Annotated in this window: 20 protein-coding genes; 13 read left to right on the top strand and 7 right to left on the bottom strand. The window is 66.8% G+C overall.

From position 1 onward, the window contains the following. The 4 genes from J7355_RS10720 to moaCB all read left to right on the top strand — a co-directional run. Positions 1 to 227, top strand: a 227-nt coding sequence (locus J7355_RS10720) for a hypothetical protein (protein WP_209062511.1), incomplete at its 5' end; no start/stop codon positions are given. Then, positions 217 to 1,422 carry an MFS transporter gene (locus J7355_RS10715; RefSeq protein ID WP_209062507.1) on the top strand — a complete coding sequence of 402 codons (1,206 nt, stop codon included), beginning with the start codon at positions 217 to 219 and terminating at the stop codon, positions 1,420 to 1,422. The genes J7355_RS10720 and J7355_RS10715, both read left to right, overlap by 11 nt. Before the next feature lie 88 nt (positions 1,423 to 1,510). Continuing rightward, a complete protein-coding gene (locus J7355_RS10710) occupies positions 1,511 to 2,224 on the top strand; it encodes a molybdenum cofactor biosynthesis protein MoaE (protein WP_209062504.1) in 714 nt (237 codons plus the stop codon). Positions 2,225 to 2,247: 23 nt separating this feature from the next. Then, positions 2,248 to 3,168, top strand: coding sequence for a bifunctional molybdenum cofactor biosynthesis protein MoaC/MoaB (gene moaCB, locus J7355_RS10705; RefSeq protein WP_209062501.1), 921 nt, complete (start codon positions 2,248 to 2,250; stop codon positions 3,166 to 3,168). Positions 3,169 to 3,359: 191 nt separating this feature from the next. On the opposite strand, the gene J7355_RS17885 is transcribed toward moaCB, so the two are convergent. The 4 genes from J7355_RS17885 to modA form a co-directional block, all read right to left on the bottom strand. Then, on the bottom strand, positions 3,360 to 3,488 hold the full coding sequence (locus tag J7355_RS17885) for a hypothetical protein (RefSeq protein ID WP_280637602.1): 129 nt from the start codon (positions 3,486 to 3,488) through the stop codon (positions 3,360 to 3,362). Positions 3,489 to 3,572: 84 nt separating this feature from the next. After that, a complete protein-coding gene (gene modC, locus J7355_RS10700) occupies positions 3,573 to 4,673 on the bottom strand; it encodes a molybdenum ABC transporter ATP-binding protein (protein WP_209062499.1) in 1,101 nt (366 codons plus the stop codon). Next, positions 4,673 to 5,362, bottom strand: coding sequence for a molybdate ABC transporter permease subunit (gene modB, locus J7355_RS10695; RefSeq protein ID WP_209062496.1), 690 nt, complete (start codon positions 5,360 to 5,362; stop codon positions 4,673 to 4,675). The genes modC and modB overlap by 1 nt, the downstream gene beginning before the upstream one ends. Beyond that, on the bottom strand, positions 5,363 to 6,148 hold the full coding sequence (gene modA, locus J7355_RS10690; RefSeq protein WP_209062493.1) for a molybdate ABC transporter substrate-binding protein: 786 nt from the start codon (positions 6,146 to 6,148) through the stop codon (positions 5,363 to 5,365). Between the two features lie 298 nt (positions 6,149 to 6,446). On the opposite strand from modA, the gene J7355_RS10685 reads away from it, so the two are divergent. Further along, entirely contained in the window at positions 6,447 to 6,833 is a 387-nt protein-coding gene (locus J7355_RS10685) for a hypothetical protein (RefSeq protein ID WP_209062491.1), read from the top strand. 96 nt (positions 6,834 to 6,929) lie between these two features. Here the strand turns inward: J7355_RS10685 and J7355_RS10680 are convergent, their stop codons facing one another. The 3 genes from J7355_RS10680 to J7355_RS10670 all read right to left on the bottom strand — a co-directional run bounded on the left by J7355_RS10680 (position 6,930) and on the right by J7355_RS10670 (position 10,002). Further along, positions 6,930 to 7,724: a DUF1223 domain-containing protein gene (locus J7355_RS10680; RefSeq protein ID WP_209062488.1), complete on the bottom strand. Its 795-nt coding sequence runs from the start codon at positions 7,722 to 7,724 to the stop codon at positions 6,930 to 6,932. Between the two features lie 83 nt (positions 7,725 to 7,807). Beyond that, positions 7,808 to 9,286, bottom strand: coding sequence for a HAMP domain-containing sensor histidine kinase (locus J7355_RS10675; RefSeq protein ID WP_209062486.1), 1,479 nt, complete (start codon positions 9,284 to 9,286; stop codon positions 7,808 to 7,810). Beyond that, positions 9,283 to 10,002, bottom strand: coding sequence for a response regulator transcription factor (locus J7355_RS10670; RefSeq protein ID WP_209062483.1), 720 nt, complete (start codon positions 10,000 to 10,002; stop codon positions 9,283 to 9,285). The genes J7355_RS10675 and J7355_RS10670 overlap by 4 nt, the downstream gene beginning before the upstream one ends. Positions 10,003 to 10,212: 210 nt before the next feature. Here J7355_RS10670 and J7355_RS10665 point away from each other — a divergent pair, with 210 nt between their 5' ends. From J7355_RS10665 to J7355_RS10630, 8 genes are all read left to right on the top strand, one after another. Then, positions 10,213 to 10,551 carry a hypothetical protein gene (locus tag J7355_RS10665; RefSeq protein ID WP_209062480.1) on the top strand — a complete coding sequence of 113 codons (339 nt, stop codon included), beginning with the start codon at positions 10,213 to 10,215 and terminating at the stop codon, positions 10,549 to 10,551. A gap of 67 nt (positions 10,552 to 10,618) precedes the next feature. Continuing rightward, entirely contained in the window at positions 10,619 to 11,479 is an 861-nt protein-coding gene (locus J7355_RS10660; protein ID WP_247739912.1) for a cytochrome b/b6 domain-containing protein, read from the top strand. Further along, the gene (locus J7355_RS10655) at positions 11,472 to 12,257 is read left to right on the top strand and encodes a molybdopterin-binding protein (protein ID WP_209062479.1); all 786 of its coding nucleotides are present in this window, start codon (positions 11,472 to 11,474) and stop codon (positions 12,255 to 12,257) included. Before J7355_RS10660 ends, J7355_RS10655 begins: the two co-directional genes overlap by 8 nt. A 158-nt stretch (positions 12,258 to 12,415) precedes the next feature. Beyond that, complete coding sequence (msrB, locus tag J7355_RS10650) at positions 12,416 to 12,871, top strand: peptide-methionine (R)-S-oxide reductase MsrB (protein ID WP_348523025.1); 456 nt, start codon at positions 12,416 to 12,418, stop codon at positions 12,869 to 12,871. A gap of 10 nt (positions 12,872 to 12,881) precedes the next feature. Further along, positions 12,882 to 13,610 carry a peptide-methionine (S)-S-oxide reductase MsrA gene (msrA, locus tag J7355_RS10645; RefSeq protein WP_209062476.1) on the top strand — a complete coding sequence of 243 codons (729 nt, stop codon included), beginning with the start codon at positions 12,882 to 12,884 and terminating at the stop codon, positions 13,608 to 13,610. A gap of 76 nt (positions 13,611 to 13,686) precedes the next feature. Next, positions 13,687 to 14,385 (top strand): acetoacetate decarboxylase family protein, encoded by a 699-nt coding sequence (locus J7355_RS10640; protein WP_209062473.1) that lies wholly within the window; start codon positions 13,687 to 13,689, stop codon positions 14,383 to 14,385. Between the two features lie 220 nt (positions 14,386 to 14,605). Next, the gene (codB, locus tag J7355_RS10635) at positions 14,606 to 15,853 is read left to right on the top strand and encodes a cytosine permease (protein WP_209062471.1); all 1,248 of its coding nucleotides are present in this window, start codon (positions 14,606 to 14,608) and stop codon (positions 15,851 to 15,853) included. An 88-nt stretch (positions 15,854 to 15,941) separates the two neighbouring features. Then, complete coding sequence (locus J7355_RS10630) at positions 15,942 to 17,807, top strand: ABC transporter ATP-binding protein (protein WP_209062468.1); 1,866 nt, start codon at positions 15,942 to 15,944, stop codon at positions 17,805 to 17,807. Positions 17,808 to 17,810: the final 3 nt, after the last annotated feature.

Below are 17,810 nucleotides of genomic sequence, written 5' to 3'. Positions count from 1 at the left end.
GAAAGCAGATTAGCCTCGGGCATGGCGGTGGCCTTTCTTGGTTGCCTGGAATGCGTGGTAGCAATCCAAGCTTAAGCCATGCGGTCACCGCCGCCTTTCACGCTTATCTGCGAAGAACCATTTTTTTGGCCGGCAAAACCGATGCCCGGCCCATGGACATCATTGCAGCATACAGCGGTACAATCGCGCGCCTCGATGCCCGATCACCGGATATCCGTGAACGCTAGCGAATCAACCGAACTCACCCCCAGCACGCCGCTGGTCTGGCTCATGGCACTGGCCTGCGGGCTGTCGGTGGGCGGACTGTACTACGCGCAGCCGCTGCTCGATCTGCTCTCGCGCACGCTGGGCGTGTCCAGCACCGCGGCGGCCAGCATCGTGACCGTCACCCAGCTGGGCTACGCCGCCGGTCTGGTGCTGCTCGTGCCGCTGGGGGACTTCTTCAACCGCCGGCGGCTCGTGCCGCTGCTTTGTCTCGGCTCGACGCTATCGCTCGCCGCTGCCGCATTCGCACCGGGCTTCGGCGACTTCATTCTCGCCAGCTTTCTGATCGGCGTGACCGCCACGGCGGCACAGATCCTCGTGCCCATGGCCGCCCATCTAGCCGCACCGAACGCGCGCGGCGCGGTCGTCGGCCGGGTGATGAGCGGCCTGTTGATCGGCATTCTGCTCGCGCGCGCCTTTTCCGGCCTCATCGCGGACATCGCCGGCTGGCGCGCGGTATTCGGCAGTGCCGCCATCGTCATGTTCGGCCAGGCCGCGCTGCTGCACCGCGTGCTGCCCGATACGGCGAGCACGGCCGGGGCGCTGCGCTATGGCCAGGTGCTGCGTTCGGTCGGCGCGCTGCTCGTCGAGGAACCGCAGCTGCGCCAGCGCATCGTCTACGGCTCGCTCGGTTTCGCGGCCTTTACCATCATGTGGACCACGCTGCCCTTTCTGCTCGCACCGGCGCCCTATGGGTACAGCGAAACGGCGATCGGCCTGTTCAGCCTGCTCGGTGCTGCCGGCGCGCTGGGCGCATCCTTGGCCGGCAACCTGCACGACCGCGGGCATGGTCGTATCGCCACGGCCGGCTTCATGCTCGTGGCGCTGACGTCGTTCGCTCTCATGGGTGTGTTGCCGCATCAGCTCACCGCCATCGTGATCGGCATTCTACTCATGGATCTTGGCGTGCAGGGTGTACAGATCCTCAACCAGAGCACGATCTACACGCTGCGTCCGGAAGCACGCAGCCGTATCACCACCGCCTATATGGGCTGCTTCTTTCTCGGTGGCGCGGCGGGTTCGCTGATCGCCGGCGTGGCGTTCGAGATGGCCGGCTGGCGTGGCACGATGGCTGTGGCGGGCCTGCTCGAGGTGCTGGCCCTCATTGCCTGGTGTTTCGAGCCGCGCCCGGTCGCCGTACAAGACAACGCACGCTGATCCGGTATCCGCATACTGTTCACGCGCCGGTGACCCGCAGGTAAGCTGGCCCACCGCGGCCCATTCCCTCGTCCGGCCTGGTGATTCCATGAGCGACACGATCCGCGTCATCGTCGAATGCTTCGGCGAACTCGAGCGACTAATGCAGGCCGACACCGTGCCTGTCGACGTCGATGCGCCACACACCCCGGCCGAACTTATCGTCTGCGCGCAGCGCCAGTATCCGGCCGCGGCGGATCTGCTTTCACGGACCGCCTGCGCGCGCGGCGATGCGCTGCTCGCGGCCAGCGACACGCTGGTGGCGAACGACCGTATCGCACTGATTCCGCCGGTATCCGGCGGCCAGCCGGACGGCAACACGCGGCATCTCACCGACGCCCCGCTCGATCTGGACGCGCTGATGGCAGAAACCGAGGACGAGACATGCGGCGCGCTCGTGGTCTTCGGCGGCACCGTGCGCCTGGCCAATCAAGGGCGCGAAGTCGCATCCATGGACTATTCCGCCTACGGGCCGCTGGCGGCGGCGACCATGGCCGACATCGAGACCGAGACGATCGAACGCTTCGATGTTTCGGCCTGCCGTATCCAGCACCGTACCGGCCGGCTCGGCCTGGGCGCGGTGAGCGTCTATATCGTGGTGCGCGCCGTGCATCGCGATGCGGCGTTCGAGGCCGCGCGTCATGCCCTGGAAGAGCTCAAGGCGCGGGTCGCAGTGTGGAAGAACGAACACTACGCCGACGGCAGCAGCGCCTATCTGGAAGGCACGGAAGTCGTCCAGCCCGAGCGTCCGCGCAAGCCATAGACGGGCCATAGAAGGAAATCCTCATGAAAGACGTCGGCATGAAACCCGAAACGCTGCGTTCGGCAACCGCCACGGCGAGCTTTTATGCGCCCGGCCACTGCCTGCAGCGCATCGCTGACCGCGATACCGAAAAAGGCGACCCGCAGGCCTCGGCGCGCATTGCCGGCATTCTCGCGGCCAAGCGCACCGACGAACTGCTGCCGCTGTGCCACCCGCTGCCCATTCACGCGGCCGAGGTGCATTTCACGGTCGCGCCCGACCGGGTAGTCATCGAGGCCGAAGTACACACGATCGGCCCGACCGGCGTGGAAATGGAAGCGCTGACCGCCGCCAGCATGGCCGCGCTTACGCTGTACGACATGCTCAAGCCCTATGCCGAACCCGAGGAACTGGCGATCGGCGAGACCCGGTTGCTCGACAAGACCGGCGGCAAGAGCCACTTCAAGCGCACGCTCAAGCAGCCGCTGTCGGCGACCGTGCTGATGGTGTCTGACCCTGTGGCCGACGGCCAAAAGCCCGACACGGCCGCGCGCCAGGTGGTCGACGGCCTGGAAAAGGCCGGCTTCACGCCGCTGGACTATCAGATTTTGCCCGACAGCCCGTCGCGGGTGCGCGAGGCCATGCAGACCGCCCTGGCTGCCGGCACGCAGCTGATCATCACCGTCGGCGGCACCGGTATCGGGCCGAAGGATCGCGTGATCGAAACCGTCGAGCCGATGCTCACCACGCCCATGCCCGGCCTGATGGAGGCCGCCCGCGCCTTCGGCCAGCGGCGTACGCCCTATGCCGTGTTGTCGCGCGGGGTGGCCGGTTTCGCCCACAACTCGCTGGTACTGACGTTTCCGGGCAGCCGATCGGGAGCGCAGGAAACACTGGCCGCCCTACTGCCGAGCATTGTCCACGTGCTCGAAATTCACGAACGCTTTGCCGGCCACGCAGGATAGAACGACCGGCTAGAACGAAACAAGCCGGACGCGTCGTCGCGTCCGGCCTGCCCTACCTCGTCGCGCCGGTCAGGCTTGGATTTCATTGGCACCCAGCTCAGCGTGCCCGGGCCGCTGTTCTTGTCCATTTTGCAGACATAGGGCTTTTCGTTCATCGTCCCGACTGCGCCCGCGCTGTAGATGTTGCTGCGCTACAGACAGACCTTGTCCAGCGGCAACTCCGAGGCCTTCGTCGCATCGGCCGACTTCGCATCCAGGGTTCCCGATTGCTGCGCCAGAACCGGCCCGCTCGCCGCCAGCGCCAGCATCGTCGCACCCATTGTCAGCAACGGCTCTGATTATCGTTTTCTCCGTGAGAGGACGTGCGCTTCGAATCTAGCAGAAAGCGTGTTTGCCCCCGCAGGCTAGAGACCGCCCAGCCGCTCCCAGGCCTGCTCGGCGAGCGCCAGGCTCTTGATCACGGCATGGATCGGCTGGCCGGCCGCCAGCCCCAGATGCTGTGCCGAGCGTCGAGTCACCCGCGCTTCCAGGCGTTGATCGCCCACGTCGATGAGCACGTTCACCGCGTAGTCGCCATCGGCCGCGAGACTTTCGACGGTGCCGGAGAGAATATTCAAAGCGCTGATCGCCTGCGGGCGCTCGCGCGCGAGCATCACGTCGCGGGCCCGCACATGAACGGTAACCGCGCGGCCCGGCGCCTGATCGACCCTTGGGACGAACAGCGACTGGCCGCCGCAATCGAGTTCCGACAGACCGTCGGCCGGCTGATGGGCGCGCACCCGAACCCGGAGCAGCGCGCCGGCGTCGCGAGCCTGATCGGCGCCGAGCAGGTCCGGCCGGGCCAGGAATTCCGCGGTGGGCCCGCTGTAGGCCACCCGACCGTCGCGAACCGCCACGACCTGTCGATTGGCCAGCCGCAACAGCTCGTCCAGCTGATGACTGACGAACACGATCGGCAGCTGGGTTTCCACGCTGAGGCGCTCCACGTACGGCAGCACTTCCTCCTTGCGCGCCGCGTCGAGCGAGGCCAGCGGCTCGTCGAGCAGCAGCATCGCGGGATTCGACAACAGCGCCCGGCCGATGGCGATACGCTGCTGTTCACCGCCGGACAAGCCGGCCACACGACGGTCGAGCAGCGGCCCGATATCGAGCATGTCGACCACCTGATCGAAACGCGCTGCATCCAGCTTGCCGCGCGCGAACCAGGCGCCGTAACGCAGGTTGTGGCGCGCGTTCATGTGCGTGAACAGACGCGCCTGCTGAAACACGTAGCCGATACGTCGACGGTGCGCCGGCACGTGAATGGCGTTCGCGCTGTCGAACACGCAGCGCCCCGCGATTTCGACACGACCGCGCTCGGGCCGGATCAACCCCGCCATGATGCGCAGCAGGGTACTCTTGCCGGCGCCCGACGGGCCGAATAGGCCGGTCACGCGTTCGTCGCTGCAAAAACGACAGTCCAGCGAGAAATCACCGATACGGTGCGTGACGTCGACCGAGAGCATTACAGCGGCGCCTGCAGACGCTTGACGCGGCGCGCGATCAGTTCCGACACGATCAGCGCCGACAGCGATACCGCGATCGAAATCAGGATCAGCTGCAGGGCCTCGTTCTCGCCGCCCGGCACCTGGATGAAGGTATAGATCGCGATCGGCAACGTGCGCGTCTCGCCGGGGATGTTGGAAGCGAAGGTGATCGTCGCGCCGAACTCACCCAGCGCACGGGCGAAAGCGAGCACCATGCCCGCGATCACGCCCGGCAGCGCCAGCGGCACGGTCACGGTCAGAACGACCCAGACCGGCGACGCACCCAGCGTGGCGGCTGCGGCCTCCACGCGCGTATCGATGGCCTCCAGCGACAGACGGATCGGGCGGACCAGCAGCGGAAAACCCATGATCGCGCCGGCGAGCGCCGCGCCGGTCCACTGAAACGCGAATACCAGTCCGAACGTCTCGGCGAGCCAGCTGCCGACGAGGCTGTTGCGTCCGAGCCCCACGAGCAGCAGATAGCCGGTGACGACCGGCGGCAGCACCAGCGGCAGATGCACGAGCGCGTCGACCAGCATCTTGCCTCGCCAGCGTGATCGGGCCAGAAACCAGGCGACCGCCAGCGCGGGCAGCAGGCTGGCCAGCACGGCCGTGGTCGCCACCCACAAGCTCAGCGACAGCACTTCCGCCTGGGCCGAGCTCAGCATTTATTCGCCATCGGCGACGCCGAAGCCCCATTTGCGAAACAGCGTGCGCGCCTGCTCGCCCTGCAGAAAGGCGAGAAAATCCCGCGCCGCCGGCGTGTCGGCGTCCGCCGTGACCGCCGCGGGGTAGACGATGGCGTCGTGGCTGTCGCTGGCGAACGTATCGACCACGCGCACATCCGCCTGGGCAACCGCATCGCTGGAATAGACGATACCCAGCGGCGTCTCGCCGCGGGCGACAAGCGCCAGCGCGGCGCGCACGTCTTCTGCCTGTGCGATGCGCCCCTGAAGGCCATCCCACAACCCCAGATGCTGCAGCGCCTGGCGGCCATAAATGCCGGCCGGTACCGCGTCGGTATTGGCCATGGCGAGATAGCCGCCCGCGCCGAGCAGCGAACGCAAATCCGCCGACGCGTCGAGCGTCGCGCGCACATCGCTTGATGCAGGCGCAACGAGTACGAGTTCGTTGCGCAGCAGATCGATACGGCTGGCGGCGGCGATCCGGCCCTTGTTTTCCAGCCGGTCCATCCAGGCCTCGTTGGCGGACACATAGACCGCGGCCGGCGCGCCCTGCTCGATCTGTCGGGCCAGCGTCGAGCTGCCGGCATAGCTGACTCGCAGGTCGGCATCGTGCACGCGCTCGTAGGCGGCCGCGACATCGTCCATGGCGTTCTTGAGACTCGCGGCGGCAAACACGACGACACGATCGCCAGCGGCCCGGGCCGAAAGCGGCGTCGCCATGCTCGCCAGCACCAGCGCGACAATCGAAAACGCCTTGATCCCGTTCATGCCCATTTATTCAACCTATCGCTACGCCTTGCCGACAAAATACCGATTGTTCAGGCTCGACCCGCCCAACACCTTGATATGACAACCATCGTCTGCGCCGCCCCCGCACGAGACGTGCCGCACGGCGAATCCGGGTATCCACGGATACCGTAGCGAGCCGATGGCTGCCTATGATCAGGGCAGCGTCGTCGGGCCACGGCATACCGTAAAGCTGCGGTTCAGTCATCGGTCCGTACGAATGTTACCAGCGCATCGGGTCACCACATTCGCCCGATGCAACGTGCACAAGGAGTTGCATATGCGTTCCAACAAGCGTTTCACCTCGTCCCTGCTCGCCTCGCTCGTCTGCGCCGGCGTGCTCACCCTGAGCCCGGCCGCCTTCGCGGAGAACAGCGCCAGCGACCAGAGCATGTCCGGGGAAAGCAGCATGTCGACCGAAAGCGACATGTCCGGCGACACCATGCAGTCGGACGACAATGCCATGACCAACGAAAGCGGCGCTGCGAACGACGAGTACGGCAGCTCCGACGGCAGCGCGGAAGGCAATATGGATAGCGAGGACTACAACCAGTCCAGCGAAGCCGGCCACAGCAGCATGTCGGGCGACACCGAGATGGACAGCGAAGGCTCGATGTCCAGCGACGACATGGACCATGACGAAATGGACGACGACACCGACATGTAATCGGTCGGGGTCGACACAGTCGTCGACACCACAAAGGCAGCCTTCGGGCTGCCTTTTTTATTGGCACGCAACGCACGGCGGCGGCGCGCTGCCGATTCAGCGCGCTGCGGTGCGTGCGTCGAGCGATACCTCTGCAGCGCCGATAATCCGACGGTCGTCATCGCGCTGTACAAAAACCGCCGCAGACAGATCCTGCATATCGGCGCCGTGCGGACGCGACAACTGCGCGCTGAAGCGCTGCGGCTTTGCCACAGCATCTGCGGACAGGCGCCCGACGCGGCGCAGCTGGCGGACGACGCCGTTCTCCACCAGCGTGCGACCGCCGTTCTCGCCGGCTTCGACACGGGAGACGACATCGTCCTGAATCAACGCGAACCACACGCTTGCCGGCGCGTCCTGCGCCTGGGCGGCGATATCGGCAACCAGGTTCACGCCGGCCCCCTCCGAGGCGCGCGCCGTGAGCGTCACGTTCAGACGCAGGTCGTGCGCGGCGCGCGCAATCGCCGCGTGCACCTCGCTGCGGCGGCTCGCCACCATCTCCCGGCGTCCGTTGACCACCAGCTGCGGCGTATACACCCGCCCGCTGCCGAACACCTCACGCGCATAGCTGCGCTGGCGGGCGGTGAAATCCGCGCTGGAATAGCGATCGACCCAGCCGAGCCGATTCCAGTAGTCGACATGCTGGCTGAGCAGGATCAGACGCACATCGTCGACCGGCGACCGGGCGTCGAATTCGCGCAGCAGCGCGTAGGCCGGCGGGCAGCTGGAGCAGCTGTTGGAGGTGAACAATTCCAGTACCACCGGGCGCGGTGCAGCCTGTGCCGATGCGGCAAGCAGCACGCACAGCACGACCCGTCCCGCGGCACGACAAAACAACCGTAAACAGATCATGGGGGCACTCCGTCGAGTGGCGGCCGAACGGCCAGTGCCTGCGAGTCTGGCGCGCCCCGGGCACGCCAGTCCTCACGTTTCGGTCACGCGACCGGCAGTTCGAAAGCCGCGTGTGTGCCTTCGCCCGGCACGCTGCGCAGGCGCAGACGCGTGCCGTGGCGCGCGCAGATCTCCTCGACGATCGACAGCCCCAACCCCGAGCCTTCGCCACGCTGACGCGATGCCGGCGTGCGGTAGAAGCGCTGCGTGACCAGGGCAAGCTCGTCGGCCGACAGGCCCACCCCGCTGTCCACGATCCGCACCTCGACCCGTGCATCGACCACGCGCGCGCTCACCGTGACCGCGCCGCCCGGCGGCGTGGCGGCGATGGCGTTGTCGATGAGGTTGGCCAGAACGCGGTCGATGAGCGCGAGATCGGCCGCGACGGGCGGCAGCGTCGGCGCGCAATCGACCGTCAGGTCCAGGCCCGCCTCCTGGGCCTGGGCGCGAAACTTGCCGGCGATGTCGTGGATGAGCTCGGCGAGCGAAAACGCGTCCACCCACAGCGGTTTTTCGAAGGCGTCGACACGCGCCAGCGTCGACAGCTGCCGCGCCAGCCGCGTAAGCCGATCGGCATTCGCCAGTATGGCGGCCAGATGGGCGTCGCGGGTTTCGGCCGGCAGATGCTCGGCCTTGCGCAACTGCTCGGCGTAGCCGCGCAGCGAAGTCAGCGGGGTACGAAAATCATGCGACAGATTGGCCACCAGTTCGCGCCGCTGGCGATCGTTCTCGCGCAGTGCATCGAGCTGGGCCTCAATGGTCGCGGCCATGTCGTTGAAGGCGCGGGACAGGTGCCCGATCTCGTCGGCGCGGCCGGGTTCGATGCGCTGGCCGTAATCGCCGACCGCGAATCGTTCCACTGCGGCGGTCAGCCGCTTGAACCGACGCGTGAGCAGCGCGAACAGCAACAAGCCGAGCACCCCGGCCAGCGCAACCGCGAGGCTACCCGCGATCAGCAGCGTGCGCGTGATGCTGCTTGTGCGCAGCATGGCAAACATCGACATGCGCGCGCCGGCATCGAGCACGGCCAGCAGATAACCCCGCTGATCGCCCGGCCCGAAACGTACCGGCGCCACCGAGAACACGCTGGCCCGGTGCGAGCACGGCGCATCCACCACGACCGGCAGCATGGGCTCCTCGGCGAGCAGGTCCTCGAGCGCGGCCACGGAGACCCGCGCGTCGTCGCTGCAACCGCCTTCGGCATAGTTGCCGGCCACTCGGCCGTCGGCGTCGAGCACATAGAGCGAGACCGCCGGATTGATCGACAGGATACGATCCGCGGCGTCGCGAGCCGCGGGCGAGTTCGCACCCGCGCGCAGCGGGCCCTGCATGACCTGCACCAGGTTGTCGGCGAGGTCGATCTGGGTGCGCTGCTGCCACTCGCGGCCCAACTGCTCGAACTGGCTGACCGCCACCCACGCTGCGGCCACCGCCAGCAGCAACAGCCCGGCGAGATAGACGAAGACGATACGCGCGTAGAGGCTGCGCGATATGTTCGCGATGCGTTGCCAGGCGCGTCTCATGCGTCGCCCGGCATAGCGCGCGGGTCCACGAAGCGATACCCCACGCCCCACACGGTCTGGATGTAGCGCGGCTCGGCCGGGTCGGTCTCGATCTTGCCGCGTAGCCGATTGATATGCGTGTTCACGGTATGGTCGAAACCGTCGAACTCCGGACCCCAGACGCGATCGAGCAGATCACTGCGCGAAAAGCCATGGCCGGGATTTCGTGCGAACAGCGCCAGCAGCGCGAATTCCTTGGCCGTCAACGTAACCGGCGCACCATCGACATGCACCGCGTGCTTGTCGATATCCACGCTCAGTCCGCCGACCACGATCGGTGCATCGCTCGCCGTATCCGCCGACAACGCATCCTCACGGTGGCGCCGGCGCAGCAGGGCCTGGACGCGCGCCAGCAGAATGGCGGCATCAAAGGGTTTGGTGATGTAGTCGTCGGCCCCAATCTCCAGCCCGAGCACCACATCCCGTGTACCGGCAAGCGCGGTGAGCATGATCAGCGGGATGCCGGCATCCTCGGCGCGTATCTCGCGGCATACGCTCAGCCCGTCGATGCCGGGCAGCATCAGGTCGAGCACCACGAGCGCCGCGTGACGCCAGTGCTCGAGCGCCTGCTCGCCGCTGGTCACCCAGTCGGCCGGGTAGCCGGCCTCGCCGAGGATCGCGACGAGCAGCCGCCCGATATCGGGGTCGTCCTCCACGCAGAGTATGCGTTCCGCCATGCCGTTCTCCGTATTCGTCGGCTCCATTCTCTGCTATCGGCCGGCCCGGGACATCACGAATGCGTAAACGCGCCGCAACGTTATCGATTCGTGATGATTGGCCCGTGGCACCGGCCTAGTTTGATCCCAGGCCGCACACATCGCCGCGGTCTGCCGGGCAAAACGATACGAATAGCCGCCCGGCCTTTGCTCTAACAACGGAGATTTCGCATGAATACATTCCGAACCGCTCGCAATCCGCTGCTCGCCGCCCTGCTGTTCTCGGGCTGCCTCGTCTGGAGCGCGGCCGGCCTGGCCATGGAAGAGGACAGCATGGCGCACGACGAGGGCTCGATGTCGCAGGACAGCGGCATGACCCATGACGACATGGGCTCGGACGAAAGCATGAGCCACGACGGCATGGCCGCGGACCCGGGCGCCAGCGGCGAGCAAAGCGACACCTATCAGGCGCCGCTCGACGGTGACGAGCCCATGGCGGGCGACGACGACAGCATGTCGGACGAATCCGGCATGTCGAGCGAAGACAGCATGAAAGAAGACGACATGTAGTCCGCCCTCCCGGTTGCCTGTCGGCCGCGGGTCGGCAGGCGCCTCCCTCTCGGTAACGGGCCCGATCATGCACACCCCGACAAACAATCCCCACAGCAGCGCGATGCGGCGCGGCCGCCTCATTCGGCGCCACGGCCTGTTCACGCGCGTCTGGCACTGGGTGAATCTCGCCTGCCTGGTGATACTGCTGATGAGCGGGCTGCAGATCTTCAACGCCCACCCGTCGCTCTACTGGGGCAACGATTCAACCTTCGACGCCCCGACGCTGCAAATCACCGCCGTGCGCGGCGACGATGGCGCGCCCATGGGGATCGTGCGTATCGCCGGATACCGGATCGACACGACCGGCGTGCTCGGGCTTTCACGGCACAACGGCGAGCTCGACCAGCGCGCCTTTCCCTCCTGGGCAACGCTGCCCGGCCCGCAGTGGCTGGCCATGGGGCGCTACTGGCATTTCGCCGCAGCCTGGATTTTCGCTCCCCTGCTGCTGGCGTATCTCGCCTATACGCTGATCAGCCCGACGCGCCGCCGGCTGATCTGGCCGACCGCCGCCCAGTGGCGCGGGTTGCCGGCCACCATCGCACACCACGCGCGGCTCAAGTTCGATCACGGGGCCGACTACAACGGCCTGCAGAAACTCACGTATCTGCTGGTGCTGTTCGGCCTGCTGCCCTTGATGGTGCTCACCGGCCTGACCATGTCGCCCACCATGAACGCGGCCTGGCCCTGGCTGCTCGATGTGTTCGGCGGCCGCCAGAGCGCTCGCACCCTGCATTTCATCTTCGCCTTCGCGCTGGTCGCCTTCTTCGTGATCCACCTCGTGCTGGTGCTGATCTCGGGCGTGCGCAACAACCTGCGCTCGATGATTACCGGGCGCTATCGCATCGGCAGCGATACGGCGCCTGCCAAGGACAACCGTCATGCGTGACTCGAAACTCATCCTCCCCGACCCGAAGCGCCGGCGCCTGATCACCGGCCTTGGCGCGCTCGGCGCAAGCGCGGCCCTGACGGGCTGCGACAGCCTGTCGCGTAACGACCGGTTCCAGACGTGGCTTGGCGCCACGGACCGGCTCACGCGCGCCGCCCAGCGGCTGGTGTCTTCCCGCGAATCCCTGGCGCGCGAGTTTTCCGAACGCGACATCGCGCCCACGATGCGCGCCAACGGCAGCACCAACCCGAGCAACGCCGACTACAAGCGCCACGTCGCGAACGACTTTGCCGACTGGCGTTTGCGTATCGACGGGCTGGTGCGCGAGCCGGCCGATCTCTCGATCGACGACCTGAAAGCCATGCCCGCGCGCACGCAGATCACCCGCCACGATTGCGTGGAGGGCTGGAGCTGCATCGCCAAATGGACGGGGGCGGTGCTCGGCGACGTGCTGGACCGCGTGCGCCCCACGTCGGCGGCCCGATTCGTGGTCTTTCATTGCGCGGACAACATCTACGGCGGGCCGGTCAAATACTACGAAAGCATCGACATGGTCGAGGCCTATCACCCCCAGACCCTGCTGGCCTACGGCCTCAACGACGACCGCCTGCCGGTGGCCAACGGCGCACCGCTGCGCCTGCGCGCCGAACGCCAGCTCGGCTACAAGATGGCGAAATACGTCATGCGGCTGGAACTGGTCGACAGCTTCGCCACGATCCAGGGCGGCAACGGCGGCTACTGGGAAGACCGCGGTTATGAATGGTGGGCCGGCATATGAAGACGACGAACGACAGCCACGCCGCGAATGGTGCGGTCGCGTCGGTGGACAACAGCCGCCGTCGGCTGCTTGCCGGCGCGCTCGGCGCTGCGGTGGTCATGACCGGCCTGCCCTTCGCACGCCGCGCGACAGCGGCCGACCCGGCCCGCGTGCGTATCGTGGTCTTCGGCGACGACGGCGAGCGCGTCGGCGAAAAGACGCTCGACAAGATCGTGAAAACCGATGCCGCGTGGCGCAGGCAACTCTCGCCCGCCGCCTATCGCGTCGCCCGCCAGGCCGGCACCGAACGGCCCTACAGCGGCGACCATGAAAAGCCGGACACGCCCGGTCTCTATCGCTGTGTCTGCTGCGATACCGCGCTGTTCGACGCGGCCACCCAGTTCCATTCCGGCACCGGCTGGCCGAGCTTCTGGGCGCCGATCGCGGCGAACAATGTCAGCGAACATGTGGACCGCAGCTTCGGAATGCGGCGCACCGAGATCACCTGCACACGCTGCGATGCCCACCTCGGCCATGTGTTCAACGACGGCCCGCCGCCGACCCGACTGCGCTACTGCATGAACGCGGTCGCCCTGCGCTTCGTGCCGACTGCCGCCCCGTCGTCCCCCGCCTGAGGTGCGCGCCATGAAAAAATCGACCACAACACCCTTGGTTTACCGCGGCGCCATTGCGCTCGTTCTATGCGGCTGTGCCACAGCGCTGTTGTGGCCGCCGCTCGTACCCGCGGCGGGTGAGGCCATCGAGATACCGGCAGCCGAGCAGCCGATCCCGCAGCAACCGACAGGCACACAGACCGCGGTACTCGCCGGCGGCTGTTTCTGGGGTGTGGAAGCGGTTTTCGAACATGTCGAAGGCGTGGTCGATGTCGCGTCGGGCTATGCCGGCGGCAGCGCGAACACCGCAAGCTACCGCGCGACCAGCACCGGGCGCACCGGCCATGCCGAAGCCGTGCGCATCGAATACGACCCGTCAGTGGTCGGCTATACCGATCTGCTGCAGATCTTCTTTTCGGTGGCCCACGACCCGACCCAAGTGGGCGGCCAGGGCCCGGATCGCGGCAGCCAGTATCGCTCCGCCATCTTCGCGCTCGACGACGCCCAGCAGCGCGCCGCGCAACGCTATATCGCCCAGCTGGACGCCGCGCAGGCGTACGAGGCACCGATCACCACCGAGGTGCACGCCCTCACGCGCGACGCGTTCCACGCGGCCGAGCCCTATCACCAGGATTTCGCCACGCGACATCCCGACCATCCCTATATTCAAGCCTGGGACGCCCCCAAGCTGGAAGCGCTGCAGGCCCAATTCGCCGATCGTTACCGCGCACGCCCCGATCTGCCGCTCGCCGACGGCTGAATGCCGGGCCGCGCGGCCGCTCCAACGGCCGGCACCACGGATGCACGCGCAGCGGCGCATCCTCTAGGATGCGCGCATGGGCCGAGATAAAGCCGAAATCGCCCCGCCACCCTGGCAGCTCGAAGGCCAGGGCCTGATCGCGCTGTTCGCCTGCACTCGCGATTTCGGCAACGCCTGCGCCGAAGCCGTGCCGGCGCTTCGCGGCCGGGCGCGCGGCGGCATCGGCGCGCTCATGCTGGTCGACTACGCCAGATCGAACGTCGGACCCTATCGCGAACTGCTGATCGTGCCGGGGCGCTACGCCGATGCCCAAGGGCACAGCCGCCCCGCCGTCACGCATATCTGGGTGTCGACCCAGCAAAGCGTCGATGGCGGGCGATTCAACTGGGGCCTGCCCAAGCAGCGCGCCAGTTTTCGCGACCGGGCCGAGGGCGATGCCCGCGCGGTCGATATTCATCGCGGCGACACTGCGACCATTCGCCTGGCCTGGCGCACCTTCGGGCCGCCTGTGCCGGTCACGACCGGCCTGCTGCGCCCGCGCTGGCATACGCTCGACCAGCCCTGTGGCGATTATCGCTATCGCACCCGGATCACGGCACGCGGGCGGGTCCGCCCGGCGCGGCTGACCGGGCACGCGATACCGCCCGAGACCGGCTTCGCGGATATCTTCTCCCAGCGCCACCTGGCCACGTTCGCGGTCTCGCGTTTCACCATGACCTTTCCCGTGGCCGATATTCAGGCCATGCCGTCGACCGATCGCATCGCGGGTCATTGAGCCGGCACGCAACCGCGGTTTGGCCGGCGTATGGCGCGACCATGCATGCGGCCGCCAATGGCTGCCGCGACAACCGCCGACACGTTCAGCCGTGTGGATGCCATACCAATAGACGGCGCCCATGGCTACGCGGCAGCGTCTCGGTCCATGGCACGAGGTTTGCTTCAACCGCAGCCTTCAACAACGGGCTGTGAAGCCGCCCCGAAAAAAGACGACGCGCATGACAGACAAGCATACGGACTACGAACTCGAGGCAGTGCCGGCGAACGCGCGCCGTGGATTCTGGACGCTGCTCGCGGTGATGCTCGGATTCACCTTCTTTTCGGCCAGCATGTGGGCCGGCGGCACGCTCGGCGAAGGGCTTTCACTGGCGCGTTTTGCCCTGGTCGTGCTGTGCGGCAATCTCGTGCTGGGCGGTTATGCCGCGCTGCTTGCGTTCATGGCCAGCCGCACAGGGCTGTCGACCCATCTGATCAGCCGTTATGCCTTCGGCAGCCGCGGCTCGTGGCTGCCCTCGGCGCTGCTGGGCGGCACCCAGGTGGGCTGGTTCGGCGTCGGCGTGGTCATGTTCGCGCTGCCGGTTCAGGTGGCCACCGGGATCGACACGCTCTGGCTGATCATTGCCGGCGGTGTGCTGATGACCGCCACGGCCTATCTCGGTTTCAAGGCACTGGCGGTGCTCAGCCTGGTCGCGGTGCCGGCGATCTTCGTGCTCGGCAACCTCTCGGTCGGCATGGCCGTCAACGAGGCCGGCGGCCTTGCCGCGCTGGCCGCGATCCAGCCGGAAAACTCGCTCACGCTCGCGGTCGCGCTTTCGACCTGTATCGGTTCGTTCATAAGTGGCGCCACGCTCACGCCCGACTTCGTACGCTTCGCGAAATCGCCAACAATCGGCGTGAGCACCACACTGATCGCCTTCTTTCTCGGCAACTCGCTGATGTTCACTTTCGGCGCGGTCGGCGCGCTCGTCTATAGCGAATCCGATATCTCGCAGGTCATGTTCGCGCAGGGGCTGATCATCCCGGCCGTTCTCGTGCTCGGGCTGAATATCTGGACCACCAACGACAACGCGCTCTATGCCGCGTCGCTGGGTTTTTCCAACATCACCGGCTGGCCCAAGCACTGGATCGTGCTGATCAACGGCATCGTGGGCACGGTGTTCGCGCTCTGGCTGTACAACAATTTCGTCGGCTGGCTTTCGTTTCTGAGTTCGGCGCTGCCGCCGATCGGCGCGATCCTGATCGCGGACTACTTCCTCGTCGCGCGCGGGCGCTATGCCGCGCTCGGACAGGCCGCGTTCGAAACGGTGAACTGGGTGGCCGTCGGCGCCTGGGCGGCAGGCTTCGCGGCAGCGAATCTGCTGCCGGGCATTCCACCGCTCAACGCCATCGTCACGGCGCTGGTCATCCACGTGATCGCAAGCTACGCGCTCGGGCGTGCCGACACACGGGCGACGGCCACGCACTGATCACCAGCATTCACGCGCCGGCATGAGCTGACGCGCTAGACTGCGCGCGTTCCGCAACGAAACGCGTGGCCGCACGCGTAGAGCGCTCATGTTTTCGATCTTCGAACGTCTGGTCGCTCCGTTTCCGGACGACGACCGCATGCCGCCGCGCGACGGCCTGCTGCGCTTCATCGCCTTCTATGCCCGGCCAGTGTGGCCGCTGCTGCTGGCGATGGGCGTACTGACGGCGGCGATCTCGATCATCGAGGTATCGCTGTTCGCGTTTCTCGGCCAGATCGTCGACTGGTTCGATACCGGCGACCGCGCCACCTTTCTCGCCGACAACGCCCTGGCGCTGACCGGCATGGCGATCGTGGTGCTCGTGGTGCTGCCGTTGCTGGTCTTTCTCGAAGGTCTGGTGACCTTCCAGGCGCTGTCCGGCAATTTCCCGATGCGTTTTCGCTGGCAGGTTCACCGCTGGCTGCTCGGCCAGTCGCTGACCTTCTTTCAGGACGAATTCGCCGGCCGTATCGCCACCAAGCTCATGCAGACCGCGCTCGCGGTGCGCGAGACGGTGATGAAATTCCTCGACGTGATGCTCTATGTCGCGGTCTATTTCACCGGCATCGTGGTACTCGTCGCGGGCGCGGACTGGCGTCTGGCGCTGCCGTTCGTGTTCTGGCTGGCCGGCTACGTGGCGCTACTGCGCTATTTCGTGCCGCGCCTGGGCGCGATCGCCGAGCGCCAGGCCGACGCACGCGCGCAGATGACCGGGCGCGTGGTCGATGCCTACACCAACATCCAGACCGTGAAGCTGTTCGCGCATACCCGCCGCGAAGCCGGCCATGCGCGCACCAGCATGGGGGCGTTTCTGGAGACCGTGTACGCGCAGATGCGGCGCATCAACGCCTTCTACGCGCTCCTTTACGTGCTCAACGCATTGCTGCTGTTCGCGGTGGCCGCGCTCGGCATCCTGCTCTGGCAATCGGCGCTGATCAGCGCCGGCGCCATCGCCGCGGCGATCGGTCTGGTGCTGCGCATCAACGGCATGGCGCAATGGATCATGTGGGAGGTCTCGCAGCTGTTCGAGAACATCGGCACCCTGCGCGACGGCATGACCACCTTTGCCCGCACGCGCGCCATCGACGACGCGCCGAATGCCGGGGAACTGTTGGTCGAACGCGGCGCCATCGCCTTCGAGCGCGTGGGGTTTCACTACGGCCGTCCGCACGTCGACAATCGCGGCGTGATCGATGACTTCTCGCTCGCCATCGCGCCGGGCGAGAAGATCGGGCTGGTCGGCCGCTCCGGCGCGGGCAAGTCGACCCTGCTGTCGCTGCTGCTTCGCTTTCACGATCTCGAGTCGGGCCGCATTCTCGTCGACGGTCAGGATATTGCCCGCGTCACCCAGGCATCGCTGCGCTCGAACATCGGCATGGTCACCCAGGACACCGCGCTGCTGCATCGCTCGGTGGGCGACAACGTGCGTTACGGCAAGCCGGACGCCAGCGACGCCGAGATCGCCGCCGCACTCGAAGCCGCACATGCGCGCGATTTCATCGCCGATCTCGTCGACGTGCACGGCCATACCGGCCTGGACGCGATGGTGGGCGAACGCGGCGTGAAACTCTCGGGCGGTCAGCGCCAGCGCATCGCGCTTGCGCGGGTGATGCTCAAGAACGCGCCGATCCTGCTGCTGGACGAGGCCACCTCGGCACTGGATTCGGAAGTCGAGGCCGCGATCACCGAGAATCTGCATGCGCTCATGCACGGCAAGACCGTGATCGCGGTCGCGCACCGGCTGTCGACCATCGCCGCGCTCGACCGGCTGGTCGTGATCGACGAAGGCCGCATCATCGAAAGCGGCAGCCACGACGAACTGTTGGCCGCCAACGGTCTGTATGCCCGGCTCTGGGCGATGCAGTCCGGCGGCTTCATCGGCGAGGACGTGGCCGGGCGCCACGCATCCGCATAAGCC

Origin of the sequence: Endozoicomonas sp. G2_2 (assembly GCF_017744135.1) — a bacterium.
Classification (GTDB): domain Bacteria; phylum Pseudomonadota; class Gammaproteobacteria; order Nevskiales; family Salinisphaeraceae; genus Salinisphaera.
Note: the sequence above shows the minus strand (reverse complement) of the source record. Positions and strands in the feature narration are given on the sequence as shown.

Excerpts from the sequence above, each read along its gene's own strand:
- J7355_RS10710 (WP_209062504.1), top strand. The coding sequence starts at position 1,511 with ATGAGCGACACGATCCGCGTCATCGTCGAATGCTTCGGCGAACTCGAG.
- moaCB (WP_209062501.1), top strand. The coding sequence starts at position 2,248 with ATGAAAGACGTCGGCATGAAACCCGAAACGCTGCGTTCGGCAACCGCC.
- J7355_RS17885 (WP_280637602.1), bottom strand. The coding sequence starts at position 3,488 with ATGGGTGCGACGATGCTGGCGCTGGCGGCGAGCGGGCCGGTTCTGGCG.
- modC (WP_209062499.1), bottom strand. The coding sequence starts at position 4,673 with ATGCTCTCGGTCGACGTCACGCACCGTATCGGTGATTTCTCGCTGGAC.
- modB (WP_209062496.1), bottom strand. The coding sequence starts at position 5,362 with ATGCTGAGCTCGGCCCAGGCGGAAGTGCTGTCGCTGAGCTTGTGGGTG.
- modA (WP_209062493.1), bottom strand. The coding sequence starts at position 6,148 with ATGAACGGGATCAAGGCGTTTTCGATTGTCGCGCTGGTGCTGGCGAGC.
- J7355_RS10685 (WP_209062491.1), top strand. The coding sequence starts at position 6,447 with ATGCGTTCCAACAAGCGTTTCACCTCGTCCCTGCTCGCCTCGCTCGTC.
- J7355_RS10680 (WP_209062488.1), bottom strand. The coding sequence starts at position 7,724 with ATGATCTGTTTACGGTTGTTTTGTCGTGCCGCGGGACGGGTCGTGCTG.
- J7355_RS10675 (WP_209062486.1), bottom strand. The coding sequence starts at position 9,286 with ATGAGACGCGCCTGGCAACGCATCGCGAACATATCGCGCAGCCTCTAC.
- J7355_RS10670 (WP_209062483.1), bottom strand. The coding sequence starts at position 10,002 with ATGGCGGAACGCATACTCTGCGTGGAGGACGACCCCGATATCGGGCGG.
- J7355_RS10665 (WP_209062480.1), top strand. The coding sequence starts at position 10,213 with ATGAATACATTCCGAACCGCTCGCAATCCGCTGCTCGCCGCCCTGCTG.
- J7355_RS10660 (WP_247739912.1), top strand. The coding sequence starts at position 10,619 with ATGCACACCCCGACAAACAATCCCCACAGCAGCGCGATGCGGCGCGGC.
- J7355_RS10655 (WP_209062479.1), top strand. The coding sequence starts at position 11,472 with ATGCGTGACTCGAAACTCATCCTCCCCGACCCGAAGCGCCGGCGCCTG.
- msrA (WP_209062476.1), top strand. The coding sequence starts at position 12,882 with ATGAAAAAATCGACCACAACACCCTTGGTTTACCGCGGCGCCATTGCG.
- J7355_RS10640 (WP_209062473.1), top strand. The coding sequence starts at position 13,687 with ATGGGCCGAGATAAAGCCGAAATCGCCCCGCCACCCTGGCAGCTCGAA.
- codB (WP_209062471.1), top strand. The coding sequence starts at position 14,606 with ATGACAGACAAGCATACGGACTACGAACTCGAGGCAGTGCCGGCGAAC.
- J7355_RS10630 (WP_209062468.1), top strand. The coding sequence starts at position 15,942 with ATGTTTTCGATCTTCGAACGTCTGGTCGCTCCGTTTCCGGACGACGAC.